At 58.1% G+C, this 16,947-nt stretch carries 15 protein-coding genes, 1 tRNA gene and 1 pseudogene; 5 read left to right on the forward strand and 12 right to left on the reverse strand.

The window, feature by feature from the left end; genetic code table 11:
* Nucleotides 1-14: 14 nt before the first annotated feature.
* The 4 genes and pseudogenes from TU86_RS13070 to TU86_RS23070 all read right to left on the reverse strand — a co-directional run.
* Nucleotides 15-782: a uroporphyrinogen-III synthase gene (locus TU86_RS13070; RefSeq protein ID WP_048364720.1), complete on the reverse strand. Its 768-nt coding sequence runs from the start codon at nt 780-782 to the stop codon at nt 15-17.
* Nucleotides 779-1,720, reverse strand: coding sequence for a hydroxymethylbilane synthase (gene hemC, locus TU86_RS13075; protein WP_048364721.1), 942 nt, complete (start codon nt 1,718-1,720; stop codon nt 779-781). Before hemC ends, TU86_RS13070 begins: the two co-directional genes overlap by 4 nt.
* A gap of 125 nt (nt 1,721-1,845) precedes the next feature.
* Nucleotides 1,846-2,592 carry a LytR/AlgR family response regulator transcription factor gene (locus tag TU86_RS13080; RefSeq protein WP_048364722.1) on the reverse strand — a complete coding sequence of 249 codons (747 nt, stop codon included), beginning with the start codon at nt 2,590-2,592 and terminating at the stop codon, nt 1,846-1,848.
* A pseudogene (locus tag TU86_RS23070) lies at nt 2,589-2,711 on the reverse strand (sensor histidine kinase); the annotation flags it as partial. The gene TU86_RS13080 and the pseudogene TU86_RS23070, both read right to left, overlap by 4 nt.
* Before the next feature lie 266 nt (nt 2,712-2,977).
* On the opposite strand from TU86_RS23070, the gene argH reads away from it, so the two are divergent.
* The gene (argH, locus tag TU86_RS13085; protein ID WP_048364723.1) at nt 2,978-4,372 is read left to right on the forward strand and encodes an argininosuccinate lyase; all 1,395 of its coding nucleotides are present in this window, start codon (nt 2,978-2,980) and stop codon (nt 4,370-4,372) included.
* 140 nt (nt 4,373-4,512) lie between these two features.
* Here argH and TU86_RS13090 read toward each other — a convergent pair whose 3' ends face one another.
* Complete coding sequence (locus tag TU86_RS13090) at nt 4,513-5,172, reverse strand: glutathione S-transferase family protein (protein WP_048364724.1); 660 nt, start codon at nt 5,170-5,172, stop codon at nt 4,513-4,515.
* Nucleotides 5,173-5,297: 125 nt separating this feature from the next.
* Between TU86_RS13090 and TU86_RS13095 the strand changes: the two genes are divergently transcribed.
* Nucleotides 5,298-5,582 carry a hypothetical protein gene (locus tag TU86_RS13095; RefSeq protein ID WP_048364725.1) on the forward strand — a complete coding sequence of 95 codons (285 nt, stop codon included), beginning with the start codon at nt 5,298-5,300 and terminating at the stop codon, nt 5,580-5,582.
* Nucleotides 5,583-5,590: 8 nt separating this feature from the next.
* On the opposite strand, the gene dibA is transcribed toward TU86_RS13095, so the two are convergent.
* Complete coding sequence (dibA, locus tag TU86_RS13100) at nt 5,591-7,513, reverse strand: phosphodiesterase DibA (RefSeq protein ID WP_048364726.1); 1,923 nt, start codon at nt 7,511-7,513, stop codon at nt 5,591-5,593.
* A gap of 149 nt (nt 7,514-7,662) precedes the next feature.
* Between dibA and desA the strand changes: the two genes are divergently transcribed.
* Nucleotides 7,663-8,847: a delta-9 fatty acid desaturase DesA gene (gene desA / locus TU86_RS13105; RefSeq protein ID WP_048364769.1), complete on the forward strand. Its 1,185-nt coding sequence runs from the start codon at nt 7,663-7,665 to the stop codon at nt 8,845-8,847.
* A 159-nt stretch (nt 8,848-9,006) separates the two neighbouring features.
* On the opposite strand, the gene TU86_RS13110 is transcribed toward desA, so the two are convergent.
* The 3 genes from TU86_RS13110 to gabD form a co-directional block, all read right to left on the reverse strand.
* Nucleotides 9,007-10,221, reverse strand: coding sequence for a response regulator (locus TU86_RS13110; RefSeq protein WP_048364727.1), 1,215 nt, complete (start codon nt 10,219-10,221; stop codon nt 9,007-9,009).
* 144 nt (nt 10,222-10,365) lie between these two features.
* Nucleotides 10,366-11,649 (reverse strand): 4-aminobutyrate--2-oxoglutarate transaminase, encoded by a 1,284-nt coding sequence (gene gabT, locus TU86_RS13115; RefSeq protein WP_048364728.1) that lies wholly within the window; start codon nt 11,647-11,649, stop codon nt 10,366-10,368.
* Nucleotides 11,650-11,827: 178 nt separating this feature from the next.
* On the reverse strand, nt 11,828-13,270 hold the full coding sequence (gene gabD / locus TU86_RS13120) for an NADP-dependent succinate-semialdehyde dehydrogenase (protein ID WP_048364729.1): 1,443 nt from the start codon (nt 13,268-13,270) through the stop codon (nt 11,828-11,830).
* Between the two features lie 348 nt (nt 13,271-13,618).
* Here gabD and TU86_RS13125 point away from each other — a divergent pair.
* A tRNA-Arg gene (locus TU86_RS13125) sits at nt 13,619-13,695 on the forward strand.
* Between the two features lie 76 nt (nt 13,696-13,771).
* On the opposite strand, the gene TU86_RS23285 is transcribed toward TU86_RS13125, so the two are convergent.
* Nucleotides 13,772-13,975 carry a hypothetical protein gene (locus TU86_RS23285; protein WP_239658787.1) on the reverse strand — a complete coding sequence of 68 codons (204 nt, stop codon included), beginning with the start codon at nt 13,973-13,975 and terminating at the stop codon, nt 13,772-13,774.
* On the opposite strand from TU86_RS23285, the gene TU86_RS13130 reads away from it, so the two are divergent.
* The gene (locus tag TU86_RS13130; protein ID WP_239658785.1) at nt 13,901-14,428 is read left to right on the forward strand and encodes a LysR substrate-binding domain-containing protein; all 528 of its coding nucleotides are present in this window, start codon (nt 13,901-13,903) and stop codon (nt 14,426-14,428) included. The two genes, TU86_RS23285 and TU86_RS13130, sit on opposite strands and share 75 nt — an antisense overlap.
* 178 nt (nt 14,429-14,606) lie before the next feature.
* Here the strand turns inward: TU86_RS13130 and TU86_RS13135 are convergent, their stop codons facing one another.
* Both TU86_RS13135 and TU86_RS13140 read right to left on the reverse strand, forming a co-directional pair.
* Nucleotides 14,607-16,085 carry a YdgA family protein gene (locus tag TU86_RS13135; protein ID WP_048364730.1) on the reverse strand — a complete coding sequence of 493 codons (1,479 nt, stop codon included), beginning with the start codon at nt 16,083-16,085 and terminating at the stop codon, nt 14,607-14,609.
* Nucleotides 16,086-16,213: 128 nt separating this feature from the next.
* Nucleotides 16,214-16,858 (reverse strand): hypothetical protein, encoded by a 645-nt coding sequence (locus TU86_RS13140; RefSeq protein WP_048364731.1) that lies wholly within the window; start codon nt 16,856-16,858, stop codon nt 16,214-16,216.
* Between the last annotated feature and the right edge of the window lie 89 nt (nt 16,859-16,947).

Below are 16,947 nucleotides of genomic sequence, written 5' to 3' on the forward strand. Positions count from 1 at the left end.
ATCCATCCTTTGCATTAAAGAGCAGGTACGGGGTACTCCCGTAACGCCGCCAGCAAAGCCGCGGCGCTCGCGCCACGACAATCCACAACATGTTGGGCCCCGGCGCTACGCGCCATATCAGCCACCCGAGGGCTTGGAACAAACAACGTTAACGCTGCCAAGTGGGGCCAGGCGTCACCTGCCAATTGGCGTAAATGTTCGAGCCCTTGTCCACTGCTGACCACCAGCGCGTTCAGGCGTTCCACTTTCACGCGTTGGCACAGCGTGTGCGGCGGGTATGAGGGTAGCTCACGCCGATAGAGTTCAAGGTAGTCGACTTGCGCGCCAAGGCTGCGCAGACGGTCGGCCAACATCTCGCGGCCACCCTCCCCGCGCATAATCAACACCTTGGGCTGATCACACGCTACCGATTGCGTAAATGCCGGCATCGCCAGCAAGGCTTCACTGTCATCACCGCATTGAGGGTAGCTAACATCGAGCCCGTAGTCGGCGAGAATCTGCGCCGTGGCGGCACCGACACTGAACCACTTCTGTGCAGGGGCTTGAGGCCCGTATTGACTCACCAGCGCCAGCCCCAAGCGTGCCGCGGGTTTACTGACGACGATCACTGCGCAATAACGATCCAGGGCCGTGATCACGGCGCGTTGTGCGAGGGTCACAGCCAATGGCTGGATCGCCAGCAACGGTAAGCTGGTGCTGAACACGCCAGCTGATGCCAACTCACTCGCCAGTGCCGCCGACTCTTCAGCCGGCCGGGTCAGCAACACGCGCCACCCTGTCACGCGTGGCCTGCCTCACCATAAACGGCTTTCAGGATGTCGCCTGCCCCTTGGGCCAGCAACGCCTCGGCCACCTGCACGCCAAGGGTTTGGGCCTCAGCGCGCGGCGCCCTCGCATCAGCACTCAATAAAGTCCCGCCGCTGGGCTCGCCGACCAGACCGCGCAACCAGATTTGCTCGCCTTCAAGCACCGCGTAGCAGGCAATCGGGACTTGGCAGCCGCCGTTCAAATGCTTGTTAAGCGCACGCTCGGCTGTCACGCGCACGGCCGTATCGGCGTGGTGCAACGGGGCCAGCAAAGCGTGGATGTGAGCGTCTGCACTGCGGCACTCAATACCCACAGCACCTTGGCCTCCGGCTGGCAGGCTGTCTTCGATGCTGATGGCAGAGGTGATGCGCTCTTCAAAGCCAAGGCGAATCAGACCGGCCGCTGCAAGAATGATGGCGTCGTATTCGCCTGCGTCGAGCTTGGCCAAACGGGTGTTGACGTTGCCGCGCAGGAAGCGGATTTCGAGGTCTGGTCGACGGGTCAGCAATTGAGCCTGACGACGCAGGCTGGAGGTGCCGACCACACTGCCCAGGGGCAAGTCGTCGAGGCTGGCATAGGTGTTGGAGACAAAGGCATCGCGCGGGTCTTCACGCTCACAGATGCAAAACAGGCCCAGACCTTCAGGGAAGTCCATCGGCACGTCTTTCATCGAGTGCACGGCGATGTCGGCTTCGTTTTCGAGCAAGGCTGTTTCCAGCTCCTTGACGAACAGCCCCTTGCCGCCGATTTTCGACAGCGGTGAGTCGAGCAGCTTGTCGCCACGGCTGACCATGGGCACCAGCGTCACCACAAGACCGGGGTGGGCCTGCTCCAGACGGGCTTTGACGAATTCGGCCTGCCACAGAGCCAGGGCGCTTTTACGGGTAGCGATGCGGATTTCGCGAGAGGACATGGATCAATCCGTACTGAAAAGATACGGCGGATAATAACAGCTCAGACAAATCTGCTTTGACTTGTGTCAGAAGTGCACGGCCTCCCTGGCCCAAAACGGGGCGCACGCGCCCTTTTTGGCGCGTGCTACAGCTGTTGCATCATCTTGCGCACACCAGCGACATGGCGACGGCTGACAATCAACGCATCACCATTAAGCCCTTTGAGGAACAACTGGAAGTGCCCCAGCGGCGTACGTTGCAGGCGCTCAATGCGCTCGCGGGCCACCAGCGCGTTACGGTGAATGCGCACAAAGCGTTCGCCGAATTCGTCTTCCAGGGCTTTGAGCGGTTCATCGAGCAACACTTCGCCGCCCTCGTGGCGCAGGGTCACGTATTTGTGGTCGGCAATGAAGTAAATCACCTGATCGATCGGGATCAGCTCAATGCCTTTGCGGGTGCGCGCACTGATATGGCTACGCGGGCCGCTGCCGGTCTGGGCGGCGGGGCGCGTGAGTGCAGCCAGTTGAATGCGGTTAGGCCGGTGCGCCTCTTTCAAGGCCGCGCTCAAGTCTTGGGCATTGACCGGTTTGAGCACGTAGCTGACGCCGCTGTCTTTGAGGGCCTGCTCCGGAAATTCGTCAGGCGCGATACAAAATACCACCGAAGGCGGCAGTTCGCGCTCGCACAATTTGGCTGCTACTTGCAGCCCGTCCAGGCCCGGCATGCGCACGTCGAGCAACACGACGTCCGGTTTCAGGCTTTCGATCAGGCTCAACGCCTCTTCGCCATGAGTGGCGCCAGGCTCGAGCAGCGTGTAGCCCTCAAGCGAGCCAATCAAATGGCTCAAATGCTCGCGGGCCAGGGTTTCGTCATCAACGATCAGGACATTCATATAGCGCTGTATTCCTGCGTGAGTCTCGCACAAGGATAGCGTAGACAGGTGAAGTGACGGCTGTCACGGCGATCGATGCTAAGACTAGCGCGAAGGCCAAAAAGTGCCGCAAAACGCACAGCAAAATTCACCTGTGTCTGTTGCTCGTTTTAAATTCAAATAAGCCGGGGTTTATGTAAACACCTGTAACGACTTATTCATACGACCAACTGTAGACGGTTGCCAAGCCGAACGTATTCAAACGATACATTTCGTTTCGGTATTTTGTTTATACCTCAGTTAAGACAAAAACCTGCCGACCTGCGTCAACGCCACGAATGGCAACCCTGTTATGATTCGCGGTAACTTTTTGTGTAACTCCCCTCAGCCGATTACGAGCGAATCCATGAGCACCGACAAGACCAATCAGTCCTGGGGCGGCCGCTTCAGTGAACCCGTCGACGCCTTCGTTGCGCGCTTCACCGCCTCCGTCACGTTCGACCAACGCCTTTATCGTCACGACATCATGGGCTCCGTGGCTCATGCCACCATGCTGGCCAAGGTCGGCGTGCTGACCGATGCCGAGCGCGACAGCATCATCGACGGCCTGAAGACCATTCAGAGCGAAATCGAAGCCGGTCAATTTGACTGGCGCATCGATCTGGAAGACGTGCACATGAACATCGAGGCGCGCCTGACCGATCGCATCGGCGTGACCGGCAAAAAGCTGCACACCGGGCGTAGCCGTAACGATCAGGTCGCCACCGACATTCGCTTGTGGCTGCGCGATGAAATCGACCTCATCCTGGCTGAAATCACCCGCCTGCAAAAAGGCCTGCTGGAACAAGCCGAGCGTGAAGCCGACACCATCATGCCCGGCTTCACGCACCTGCAAACCGCGCAGCCGGTCACGTTCGGCCACCACATGCTGGCGTGGTTCGAGATGCTCAGCCGCGATTACGAGCGCCTGGTAGATTGCCGCAAGCGCACTAACCGCATGCCGCTGGGCAGCGCCGCGCTGGCAGGTACCACCTACCCGATCGACCGCGAATTTACCGCGCAACTGCTGGGCTTCGACGCGGTAGGCGGCAACTCGCTGGACAACGTGTCGGATCGCGATTTCGCCATCGAATTCTGCGCCGCTGCGAGCATCGCGATGATGCACTTGTCGCGCTTCTCCGAAGAACTGGTGCTGTGGACCAGCGCGCAGTTCCAGTTCATCGACCTGCCTGACCGGTTCTGTACCGGCAGCTCGATCATGCCGCAAAAGAAAAACCCTGACGTGCCGGAGCTGGTCCGTGGCAAAAGCGGCCGTGTGTTCGGCGCGCTGATGGGCCTGTTGACCTTGATGAAGGGCCAGCCACTGGCCTACAACAAAGACAATCAGGAAGACAAAGAACCCCTGTTCGATGCTGCCGACACCCTGCGCGATTCGTTGCGCGCGTTTGCCGACATGATCCCTGCTATCAAGCCCAAACACGCGATCATGCGTGAAGCGGCCCTGCGCGGGTTCTCGACAGCGACTGACTTGGCGGACTACTTGGTACGCCGTGGCCTGCCGTTCCGTGACTGCCACGAAATCGTGGGTCACGCGGTGAAATATGGCGTTGAGACGGGCAAAGACTTGGCTGAGATGAGCCTTGAGGAACTGCGCCAGTTCAGCGACCAGATCGAGGAGGACGTGTTTGCCGTATTGACGCTTGAAGGGTCGGTGAATGCACGCGACCACATCGGCGGTACGGCACCGGCTCAGGTTAAAGCGGCCGTTGTGCGTGGCAAAGCCCTGTTGGCCAGTCGCTAATACGTCTGACCTGAAAAAGCTGGCAAGGCATGAGACTGCGAACGGGCGCGAAGCGCCCGTAAACCCTGTCAATGCCATGCAGCTGACGCACACGGTTGAAGGGTTTACATCTGCGACGCGTGACCGGCGAAAGCTTTCAGTTATTTCTTACTGCTGATCCAGGCCAGAAACTTCGGCATTGCCGCCTCTCTGTCCGCAGCAATACGCTGCACATGCGGATTTTTCTCAAAATGCTCCAACAAGGCTTTGGCCGCTGGCAACTCGGCCAACAGGTCCATACCAAAAACTTTATGCCCTACGGCGCTAGCGAGACTGACGCTGTAGAGGAAGTAAATATCCGCAACGCTCAGCGTTTCTCCGACCACATACGGTGCGAACTTTCCTTGCCGACCGAGCGAAGCAATGCCGTGTAGCAATTCCGCCTTGGCTTTGCTCTTGATCGCGTCGGGCACTTGCATCCCGAAGAATGCTTCGGCGTAGCACGCGCGGGCGGGTAGCTCGATGTACAACTCGATTTCTTTGGCCAGCGCCAGCACTTGAGCACGCTCAAACGGGTCTGTGGGCAGCAGTTTAGGGCCAGGCTGGGTCTGCTCGATGTACTCAAGAATAACGCTGGTTTCGTTGATAAAACCCTGTTCAACCTCTAGCGCAGGCACCTTTGCACACGGGCTTACCGTCAGCGCCTCAGGGGTTTGTGCGGCGAAAAAGGGCACTTCTTCAAACGGCACGCCTTTTTCCAGCAGCGCCAGTTTGACCATGTTGTAGTAGTTACTGACCGCGAATCCATAAAGCTTGAGCATTGCAAAGCCTCCAGGCCGTGTTGGGGTTGGCAGCCGTTGTTATAGAGCTTCACCGCTATGCTGGCTAGCAGCATCATTGTGCTGAATGCAGTTAGACTGCCGGTCTTTACTTAAGGAGCCTGCCCATGAGCGAGCCAACAGACATCGATAACGACGAAGAAGCGTTCGCCGAAAACACCCTGATCGAAGCCATCGAGAACCAGATCGAGGCCGATAACCCGCCAGCGGCCAAAGCCACGTTCAACAAGCTGACGCTGGTGGGCTACGAGCGTGATGACATTTTGAACATGATGGCCCACGTGCTGGCCGTGGAGATTGACGCGATCCTCGAAGAAGACCGCGCCTTTAATACCGAGTGGTACGAAGCCGCGTTGCGCGCACTCCCTGAGTTACCCCCCGAGAAAAACTGAGCCACGGCTCAGGGGCGAATCGTTGGCGCCCGCTGCCAGTCCAGTTCACGGGCGGGCATCGGCCGGCCAAACCAGTAGCCTTGCCCCAGGTCGCAGTTGTAGTCGAGCAGGAACTGCGCCTGCTCGACGTGCTCGATCCCCTCTGCATGTACCTGCATGCCCATGCTTTGGGCCAATGCGATCACCGCACGCACAATCGCCACGTCGTCATCGTCACCCGGCAGCCCCGCGACAAACCCCTGATCGATCTTGAGCTTCTGTACAGGTAATTGCTTGAGCCGCAGCAACGATGAAAAACCGGTACCGAAGTCATCAATGGCCAGTCGCAGGCCCAGCTCACGCAGACGGTGCATTTGCTCAAGCGCCACTTCGGAGTTGTCCATGACCGCGCTTTCAGTCACTTCCAGCTCCAGCAACGCAGGGTCCAGTCCCGTGTCGGCCAACACAGTCGAGACCAACTGGTACAACTCTGGCCGTGCAAACAGGCGACTGGAAATGTTCACTGCCACAAATGACAAATTCACCCCCGCTGCCTGCCATTGGCACATTTGCCAGCACGCTTGCTCCAGCACCCAGGCGTCGATTTCGGCAATCAGCCCGGTACGCTCGGCGATCGGGATAAATTCTCCCGGCGCCACCAATCCCCGTTGCGGGTGTTGCCAGCGCACCAGCGCCTCAACGCCGACCAGGCGGCTGGTGGTCAAGTCATGCACCGGCTGAAAATACACGCGCAGCTCATGCTGCTCCAGCGCACGGCGCAAATCGCTGGCCACCTCAATGCGGTATTGCGCATGGGCCGTCAACTCTTCGGTGTACAAGGCGTAGCCTTCGCGCCCGGCACTTTTGGCTTTAAACAGGGCTGAGTCGGCATTGCGCAATAATTGCTCGGCATTCAAGGCATCGTTAGGAAACAAGCTGATGCCAACGCTGGCACTCATGAAAAGTTGGTGGCTATCAATGATGAACGCGCCCTTCATCACCTCCAGCACTTTCTGGGCAAAACCGGCGGCTTGCGCGACCTGATTACAGTGCTCGATCAGCACGGCGAACTCATCACCCCCCAGGCGGGCAACCGTAAAGCCTTTGCCGAAGACACTGAGCAGTCGCTCACCCACCGCTTTGAGCAACAGATCACCGACGTTATGGCCCAGGCTGTCGTTGATGATTTTGAAATGATCGAGATCGATCATTAATAAGGCACAGCCCGACTTATGACGCTGAGCGTAGGTCAGCGCTTGTTCGGTACGGTCGGTAAATAACAGACGGTTGGGCAAGTCGGTCAAGGGGTCTTGGTGGGCCAGGCGCATCATCTCGGTTTGCGAATTCTTGATCGCTGAAATATCCGAAAACACGGCCACGTAATGGCTGACGTGGCCTTTGAGGTCGCGCACAGCACGAATGGTCTGCCACTGCGGATAGATTTCGCCGCTTTTGCGACGGTTCCAGATCTCACCGTGCCATTCGCCGTTTTTTTGCAGCGACTGGAACACCGCCTGATAAAATTGCGCCCCATGATGGCCTGACTTAAATAGGCTAGGGCGTTGGCCCAGCACTTCTTCGGGCGTGTAGCCGGTGATTTTAACCAACGCCCGATTAACGTGGACGATCACACCGTTGCGGTCACTGACCAATACCCCTTCACGGGTGCAATCGAACACCACGGCCGCTTGGCGCAAGCGTTCCTGGTCTTGGCGCTGGCGTTTTAAACGTGCGCCCATGCCCAGAAAGCTGAACAGACGCGCCCGCGCAACGAAAATCAGAGCCGCACTGACAAACACCCACACGTAGCTATTTATGAGTTGCCAGCGTGCCAGTTGCGCCGAATCATCGAAATAACTGTTCAATAAATGATCAGTCAGCAAGAGCCATAAAACCGACAGCAGCCCATACAGCATGGCTGCACGCATGGCATCACGATAAGAAACCGACATAAGAAATTTAAAACGCCTACAAAAAAAGGGGGATTATAAAGTAAGAAACATCCCGCGACTGTTATCTGAAAGGCCGACTGGTTTTATCTGGCTGCATAGTGATAATGCGTGTTGCAGCTTTTTTCATTTTTCCGAGGGCCAAACAGCCTATGTGGTACAACGGTTTTCTCGACTTGTCAGCCTGGCAACTGGTGGCAGTCACTCTGTTGATGACCCACGTGACCATTATTGGTGTCACGGTTTATCTGCATCGCTACTCAGCTCACCGCTCGCTGGAGCTTAATGGTGGCCTGAAACACTTCTTCCGCTTCTGGCTGTGGCTAACCACCGCTCAGAACACCCGCGAGTGGACCGCTATCCACCGCAAACACCACGCCAAATGCGAAACCGTTGATGACCCGCACAGCCCGGTCATAAAAGGGTTATCGACCGTTTTGCGCAAAGGTGCAGAGCTTTACCGTGACGAAGCGCAAAACCCTGAAACCTTGCGCATTTACGGCAAAAACTGCCCTGAAGACTGGGTTGAGCGAAACATCTACTCGCGCTACAAGCTGTTGGGCGTGGCAATCATGCTGGCCATCGACCTGCTGCTGTTCGGGGCCATCGGCCTGACCATCTGGGCCATCCAGATGATGTGGATTCCGGTGTGGGCCGCAGGCGTGGTGAACGGTCTGGGCCATGCGGTGGGTTATCGCAACTTCGAATGCCGCGATGCGGCCACCAATCTGGTGCCGTGGGGCATTCTTATTGGCGGCGAAGAGCTGCACAACAATCACCATACCTACCCGAACTCGGCCAAGCTGTCGGTCAAGAAGTGGGAGTTCGACCTTGGTTGGGCGTGGATCAAAGTATTCAGCTTCTTGCGACTGGCCAAGGTTCAGCGCGTGGCGCCAATTGCCCATCGGGTCGAGGGCAAAGGCAGCCTGGACATGGACACCGCTATGGCAATTCTGAACAACCGCTTCCAGATCATGGCGCAGTACCGCAAATTGGTGATCGCGCCGCTGGTGCAGCAAGAGCTGGCCAAGGTCGATCACTCAGTGCGTCACCAGTTCCGCCGTGCCAAGCGCCTGCTGTCGCGTGAAACCAGCTTGCTGGACGATCGTCACCACCAGCGCATTGAAACGCTGCTGGAGCACAGTCAATCGCTGAAAGTGATTTACGAAAAACGTTTGGCGTTGCAGCAAATTTGGGTCAAGACCAGCTCCAACGGCCACGACATGCTGGCCGCGATCAAAGAGTGGGTACATGAAGCCGAAGCCAGCGGGATTCAGTCGCTGCGTGATTTCGCCAAGCAATTGAAGACCTACTCGTTGCGTCCTGCTGCGGTGTAAAGGCGGATGCGGGGCCGGTTTTCCTGACCCTTGCCGCAGGCTACGTTCGGCGACAAGGGCTGCTCTGAACTCCGGCACTGCGGCTGACCTGATCAAGCGCCTCCTCTTTAGGACTGCTCTGAGACAGGACGTCGCCTTCGGCAACGGTTACACGGTTATTCAGGTTTTTTTGATCAACCGTGACAGCTCAGGTACGCCGATCTTCAACAGGCGTGCCGTTTTACTCTTGGCCAACGCGTCAATGCCTTCTTCAGGCTTCAAGTTGGCCACTTGCCCGGCAAGGTTCATCAGCAACGCTTCGCGCGAATACACCCCGCCCCCCAAGTGATAAATCGCCGCGATCAACTCGCGCAGCTCCAGAGGCAAGCGCCAGCGCGTGCGCAACGCCGAACCATAGGCGGCGCCGAATTCAGCCAGTGACTCATCAATGGCGCGGGTATCCAACTCCCCTCCGGCTTGCAGCCACTCTTGCAGGCAACGCAACAACGCTAAATCGCCCAAACGATGCAGCAAACCGGCGCAATAACAGCGCTCCTGATCCAGGCTGAGCATGCGCGCCAGCGTGCGTCCGTACTCGGCGGTGTGCAGTGACGCGTTCCAGTAGTGTTCGGCGTAGTCGGCCAGGCATGGGTCGCTCAGGCGGGCACTGCGTTTGAGGGTCAGCCCCAACACCAGGTTCATGCTTTGCGCCGGCCCCAAGCGCTGCAACGCCTGAGCCAGGGTTTGTACCGGGCTGACGCGGTGCTGGGCAGCGCTGTTGGCAGCCGCAATCAGCACAGCGGTGATTTGCGGGTCAGTGCGCACTTGCTGCTCAAGCAATTTGAGGTCCAGTCCGCCAGGGTTAAGGCTGCGCTTGACCGCCAGTTGCACATCGGCCAGCAGCGGCGCGCCGTCGGAGGACGCACGGCGGTGTTCCAAAAAACGCTTAAGGGTCATGCCCGCCGTCAACGCGGGCACATCGCACGCAACCTCTTGCCCCGCGCTGAGTAGCAGGCCTTGCAAGCGCTGTGTCAGGCCGGGCATGTCTAGCGGCTTGGTCAGGTAAGCCGTGGGCGCCAGCGGCAACGCTTGACGCACGCTGGCGCTGTCATTGCGGCTGCTTAACAAGATGAATGGCGATACCGGCTGGCGGCGGCGCTGACGCACATTGCGCAGCAGGTCCAACCCACTTACGCCCGGCAAGTCCCAGTCCGCAATCACCAGGTCATAGTCCTTTTCACTCAGCAACGCGAGCGCTTGCTGGCCTTCGCCACACACGTCCAGTTGCGCGTCGCAACGCACGCTCAGCACCACTTGTTTGAGCAGGTCCCGAGACCAGGGGTCAGTCTCGGCAATCAGCACGCTCGGCGTGGCGGATACTTCAACAGCAGTCATGAATGCACTCCGAGGGATGTCCATGCACCTTAGTCAATGCCACGCGTCGGATACAGGCAAAATGCCTTAAATGCGTTTCACAGACGAAAAAAAACCGCCGAAGCGGTTTTTTTGTGTAGCCGATCACAACTCAGACGTCAGGACTCACGCCAATTCAGCGAAGCATTCTTCGATGATGGCCAGACCTTTGTCCAGTTGCTCGTCAGGCGAGGTCAGCGGTACCAGCACCCGCAGCACGTTGCCGTAAGGGCCGCACGACAACAGAATCAGACCTTTCTCACGCGCCTTGGCGACTACTTGAGCCACGGCTGCCGCGTTAGGTTTGTGCGAGTCGCCGCCTTCAAACAGCTCGACAGCAATCATTGCGCCAAGCGCACGGACATCACCGATGACCGGGTACTTGGCCTGAATCGCTTTGAGGCCCGTCACCAGATGCTCGCCGACCGCCTTGCAACGGTCCAGCAGGTGCTCTTCTTCAAACACTTCGAGCACCGCCAATGCAGCGGCACAAGCAATCGGGCTACCGGCATAGGTGCCGCCCAGACCGCCTGGCGCAATGGCGTCCATCAGTTCAGCCTTGCCGCACACACCGGCCAGCGGGAAACCGCCAGCGATGGATTTGGCAAAGGTGGTCAGGTCCGCGGTCACGCCCATCTGCTCCATGGCGAAGAAGGTACCGGTACGACCGGCGCCGGTTTGCACTTCGTCGGCGATCAGCAGGATGCCGTGCTTGTCGCACAGCTCGCGCAGGCGTGCCATGAACGCTTTTGGCGCCACATAGAAACCACCTTCGCCCTGTACCGGCTCGATGATGATGGCGGCGATGTCTTTAGGCTCGGCGTCGTTTTTGAAGATGCGCTCGATGCTGGCGATGGAGTCATCCACGCTGATGCCATGCAGCTCGCACGGAAACAGCGCACGGAAGATGCCGCCTGGCATCAGGCCCATGCCCGCCGAATACGGCACGACTTTACCGGTCAGGCCCAGGGTCATCATGGTGCGACCGTGGTAAGCGCCGGTGAATGCGATGACGCCCGCGCGACCCGTGGCAGCACGGGCGATTTTCACGGCGTTTTCGACCGCTTCAGAACCCGTGGTGACCAGCAGGGTTTTTTTATCGAAATTACCCGGCACCTTGGCGTTGATTTTTTCACACAGCTCAACGTACGGCTCATAGGCCAGTACCTGGAAGCAGGTGTGAGTCAGCTTGGTCAGTTGCGCTTGCACGGCCGCAATGATTTTGGGATGCAGGTGACCGGTGTTGAGCACGGCGATACCGCCTGCAAAGTCGATGAACTCACGACCTTCAACGTCAGTCACGGTCGCGTTGTGCGCCGACTCCGCGAAGATCGGGTGAATCTGGCCAACACCGCGCGGGACAGCGGCTTCACGGCGTTTCATCAGGGATGCGTTGGTCTTGTTGCTCATGGTGTTCCTCATTCGCTGCTCATCAAGCAGCGTGGTTCAAGGCTGACGCGCCAGGGAGACACTCATGCCAGCATGCGATGATCGACTGGCATGGCGCACCTGGCCACAAAAGTTAACAGTTTGAAACGCAGAAGACGCATCGCTCTCGTGCCCCTTCTGCTTGAACCACCCGCCGGGTTTAGATCCCCAGGCAGAGATATTTGATTTCCAGGTAGTCTTCGATGCCGTACTTGGAGCCTTCACGGCCCAGGCCCGACGCTTTGATGCCGCCAAACGGCGCAACTTCGTTGGAAATCAGACCGGTGTTGACACCGACCATGCCGTATTCCAGGGCTTCTGCCACACGGAACACACGGCTCAGGTCGCGCGCATAGAAATACGAGGCCAAGCCGAACTCAGTGTCGTTGGCCATGGCAATCACTTCAGCTTCGTCTTTGAAGCGGAACAGCGGCGCCAGCGGGCCAAAGGTTTCTTCCTTCGCCACAGCGGCATTTTTCGGCACGTTAACCAGAATTGTCGGCTCGAAGAAGCTGCCTTCGAGGCTGTGGCCGCCGGCCAACAGGGTGGCACCTTTGCTCAGCGCGTCGGCAATGTGCTCTTTGACTTTGGCCACGGCCTTGTCATCAATCAGCGGGCCGGTGGTGGTGCCCTCTTCCAGACCGTTGCCGATTTTCAGCTTGGCCACTGCGACTTTGAGCTTTTCAGCAAACGCGTCATACACCGAATCTTGAATGTACAGACGGTTGGCACAGACGCAGGTCTGACCATTGTTGCGGTATTTGGAAATGATCGCGCCCTCGACGGCCTTATCCAGATCGGCGTCGTCGAACACGATAAATGGCGCGTTGCCGCCCAGTTCCAGCGAGACTTTTTTGATGTCCTTGGCGCATTCAGCCATCAGTTGGCGACCGATCTCGGTCGAACCGGTGAAGGACAGTTTGCGCACGATCGGGTTGCTGGTCAGCTCACCGCCGATGTCGCCAGCGCTGCCGGTGACCACGCTCAGCACGCCTTTAGGGATGCCTGCGCGATGCGCCAGCTCAACCAGTGCCAACGCCGAGAACGGGGTTTGCGAAGCGGGCTTGATCACCATCGTGCAGCCAGCCGCCAGCGCCGGGCCGGCTTTACGGGTGATCATGGCCGCCGGGAAGTTCCACGGGGTGATTGCGGCCGTTACGCCAATGGGCTGCTTGATGACGATCAGGCGCTTGTCCGGCTGATGGCCGGGAATCACATCGCCATAAATACGCTTGGCTTCTTCGGCGAACCACTCGATGAACGACGCGGCGTAAACGATTTCGCCCTTGGCTTCGGCCAGCGGCTTGCCTTGCTCCAGGGTCATCAGGCGACCCAAGTCGTCCTGGTGCTCAATCAGCAGTTCAAACCAACGGCGCAGCTTGGTCGCACGTTCTTTGGCAGTCAGGGCACGCCAGGCGGGAAGTGCTTTATCAGCAGCTTCAATGGCGCGACGGGTTTCGGCTGCGCCCATTTTTGGCACCGTACCGAGAATGTCACCGGTGGCCGGGTTGTTGACCTTGATTGTCTGACCGCCGTCCGCGTCTACCCAAGCACCATCGATGTAGGCTTGCTGGCGGAACAACTGTGCGTCTTTGAGCTGCATGGTGGGCTTTCCTTAACAGCACCGCGCAGGCGCGGGGCAAATTATTGAGTGTAGAAAGGCGCCAGAGATGGCTGCCGTCAGGAAGTCATTCACTGCCAAAGTGTTCAAAAAACGCACAACACACACGGCGTGCGGTTTAGCACTCAGACAAGAGCGTTTGAAATCTCAAACGAATCCTAGGAGTAAAGGGGGTAAAGGACAATAGGTTGTTCGAAAAAAAGAACAAGCGACTGTGTTACCCCTTTTTTCACACGGCCTCCATTAATAGCCCATATTGACGCAAGAAACACCTGCACAATCAGCGGCATGGACGGGTGACACGCAGATGAGTATCATGGCGCCCGCGTTGCACCAGTAGCTCAGCTGGATAGAGTACTGCCCTCCGAAGGCAGTGGTCGTGGGTTCGAATCCCGCCTGGTGCACCATATTTCAGCCCGGACCTGTCTCAGACAGTCTGCGCCCCCAAGAAGCCCGCCCTGTGCGGGCTTTCTTGTTTCTGGCTCAAGCCTCTGTCGCAGGCACGGGCAGCGCGATGTGGGTCCAACCGAGCGGGGCTATATCATCGGCAATGGCATACGCCTCACCCGCCAGATACCGCGCCTGGGCCGCTTCAATCAGCGTCATCCACACATCGAAGTACGGGTCGAGGCGACTTCTGCGGTGATGGACTTGCGCCGGGATCGAATCGATGTAGCGTTGCGGCATGGGCTGGGGGTCTATCCCAATCTGCACGTCACGCAGTTGATAGCGCCCGTTTTAGTGCCCGTCACCCGTCCTGCCTTGATGGCTGCAATCCCCCCGCTGATGGAACCGCAGGACTGCCTCAACTTTGCGCTATTGCACGACTCTGACCGGACAGACTGGGCCTTGTGGCTCGCGGCGCATGGCGTCGCAAAAGACCTTCGCGCCGAACGCGGGACGGCGTTCGAAGATGACTTTTTACTTATTCGCGCAGCAGAGGCATGCCAGGGGCTAGCGTTAGTGGCGCAAGAGTACGCACGCGAAGAAATCGCTGCGGGCTGTCTCGTACAGGTACTGGATAAACCCTGGCCTGCACGCTTCGCCTACTACGTCGTGACCCGACCCGATGCCATGCAGCGCGATGAAGTCAAAGCGTTCGTGGAGTGGGTCATGGAGCAAGCTCAGGGTTCAATCTGAGCCAACACCTGTCGATACTGGGGTGCCGCCTGTAGTCGTTGACACGTCATGCGAGGCTACGCTCGGGCGCGTAGCGGTCGTAAACCGTTCAACCCGGGCCTCAGAGGCCCCCCTGTGGTCGGGTTTACGATCGCTTCGCAGTCGAACGCGGCGTGGGCAATGGCTACGTCTTGGTCGGTTATTGCATCGGGGCGTTGAAGCGCATCGTCATTTGGGTGATGAAGTCTTCAAGGCTCATTTTCTGGCCATTGAAGTCCACCTGCCCTGCTGCGTAGTTCAAGGTCGCCAGGATGTTAGTGCCTTCAACTTTTGCCAGGCCCGTGCCCACGGCAATGTTGCTGACCATGTCACTGGTCATGGTGCCAACCTGAGCCAGGGTCTGCGGATCACTTTGCCCTGCCAACTGCGCCTGCACACCGGCAAGATCAGCAATCATCGGCTTGGACAATTGCAGCTTAGCGTCCAGCGAGGTCAGCAGTTGCTTGGTGACTTCTACCGGCGGCTGGTCAAGTGCTGCGGGCTGAGCCAGCGCAACGGCCAGGTTGAACTCACTTTCGCCATTAGGTGTTTTTACGCTGAGCTTCTCCACGGCCATCTTCGGCTTGGCGGCCAGCAAGGTTTCAAGCTGGGTTTGCAACTGGGTTTGCTCAGCCTGCGTCAGCTCGCTGGCTGGCAACGTGCCGTCAGCCTTGGGTTGGAATTTGGTCTGGTAAATCTGAAACAACGCCTGCATGGCCGGAATGTCCAGGCTGCTGGCACTCATGACCAGTTGCGCGGTGCCCACCGGGTTGTTGTTGAGGGTGACGTCACCCACTTTGTAGTCCAAACGCCCGGACAATAATTGACCCTTGGCGGAGGTGGAACCTGTGTATTCGAAGTTGTTGAGCTTGAGCACCGACTGACGGTCACCAAAGGTGATTTGGCTTTCGCTCAGTTTCAGGAAGTTCTGGCCAAGGAAGAAACCAAAGTCGCTTTTGTTCAAGTCACTGGCCGCGGTCAGGCCATTGAGTTCAACCAGCAAAGGCGGTTTGTTAGGGAACACGGCATTAAGCTTGAAGTGGTCCATGTAGCCTTTGCCTTTGAAGTTTTGACCTTCGGCATCGGACTGCCCTTCCATGCTCATGCCCGAGAAGCTCAGGCTGGAGTTGGCGTCCAGGGCCATTTCCAGAGGCAGCAGCTCCATGTGGCCTTCTACTGCGCGGTTGTAAGCCAGCGTGACCTGACCTTGCAGCGGCGACTGCTCTTTGGCGGCAGCAAACCATTTTTCAGTGAACGGGGTTTTTACCAGCGAATAGTTGCTGGTGGCCATCACCGGCATCCACTTAAAGGTTTTGATGCGCGACCACGGCAAAGGGCCGTGCTCAATGTGGTCTACGAACAGTAACTCCACAGGCTGGGCAACCGGCCCGGCGGACTCGTCCGACACTGTCACCCGGTAGTTGGCGGTGCTGCTGTAAAGGTGACGATCAAGCGATACCAGTTCGATCGAGCCGTGGGTTGGCGTGCCTTGCAGTTGCGACGCGAGTTCTTTGTTGGCTTCCTGGATCGACGTTTGCAGTACGCCTTCCAGTTTGGTCCCGGTGTACCAAGCGCCAGCGGTGTTCAGAGCACCTGCAATAACAACAATCCCTACTAGCACGCCTAATGGTTTATTCATCAGTTGACCCGTTCAATGTCCGTTGTGTTGAAAGTAATAGCGGTCTTTGCCAAGCCCGTCGTGGGCCGAAAAGTGGCAGCAGGGTAACACTGGCGACCCGCCTGCCGCCTGTTTCAGTCACGCCAAATTCATGAGGAGTGGGCGTAGAGACGGTCGATTTCATCCAGACGATGATCAAAAGCCTTGAGGCTGGCGCTCCAGGTGTACACCAACACTTCCAGGTCGTGATCAATGCAGATTTCACCTACCGGATTTACAGATGAGTCGGAGTAATCCAGCTGATAACGCTCACGGGCCATTGCGGCCGCGACGTCAGATAACTCACGCGCGCAGTCGAGCCATTGGCGCTCCTCGCAGGGCAGCGCTTTGTCGAGTTTCAGGCATTGGGTTTTCAAGGCGTCGAGGCTTTTTTCCAGCGGGGTGCCGGTGAGTTCGCCCATAAATTCCTGGAACGTACGCCCCGGCTGCCAATAACTGCCCCAAAAGTAGCGGTCGAAAACGGTTTCGACCCGCCGCAGCGCGACTTTGGCGTCCCAGATCAAGACCCGGGTCTGGCCCTCTTCGACCTGGCGCTTTTTGATGTGCCGGGTTTGCACCGTCGCCCACGCCACCATCGCAATGGCCAGTACCGCAATCAACGCACTGGCGCTGTCGAGGAAAAACATCGCCTTATCGATCTGGTGCGCCAGCATGATGCCGTAGAAATAGGTCGCAGACAGCAGCACCACCGCGACCACCGCACACCAGAAACCGGGAGCATAAGGGTTTTTCATTATTAGTATCCCCATCAAGCATTGCCTGCGCGATGGGGAGGGCTAAAAGACCCGCGACGCCCTGAGCCATCGTTTTGATACCGACCTCT

Source organism: Pseudomonas weihenstephanensis (assembly GCF_001043055.1).
In the GTDB taxonomy this organism is placed as follows: Bacteria; Pseudomonadota; Gammaproteobacteria; order Pseudomonadales; family Pseudomonadaceae; genus Aquipseudomonas; species Aquipseudomonas weihenstephanensis.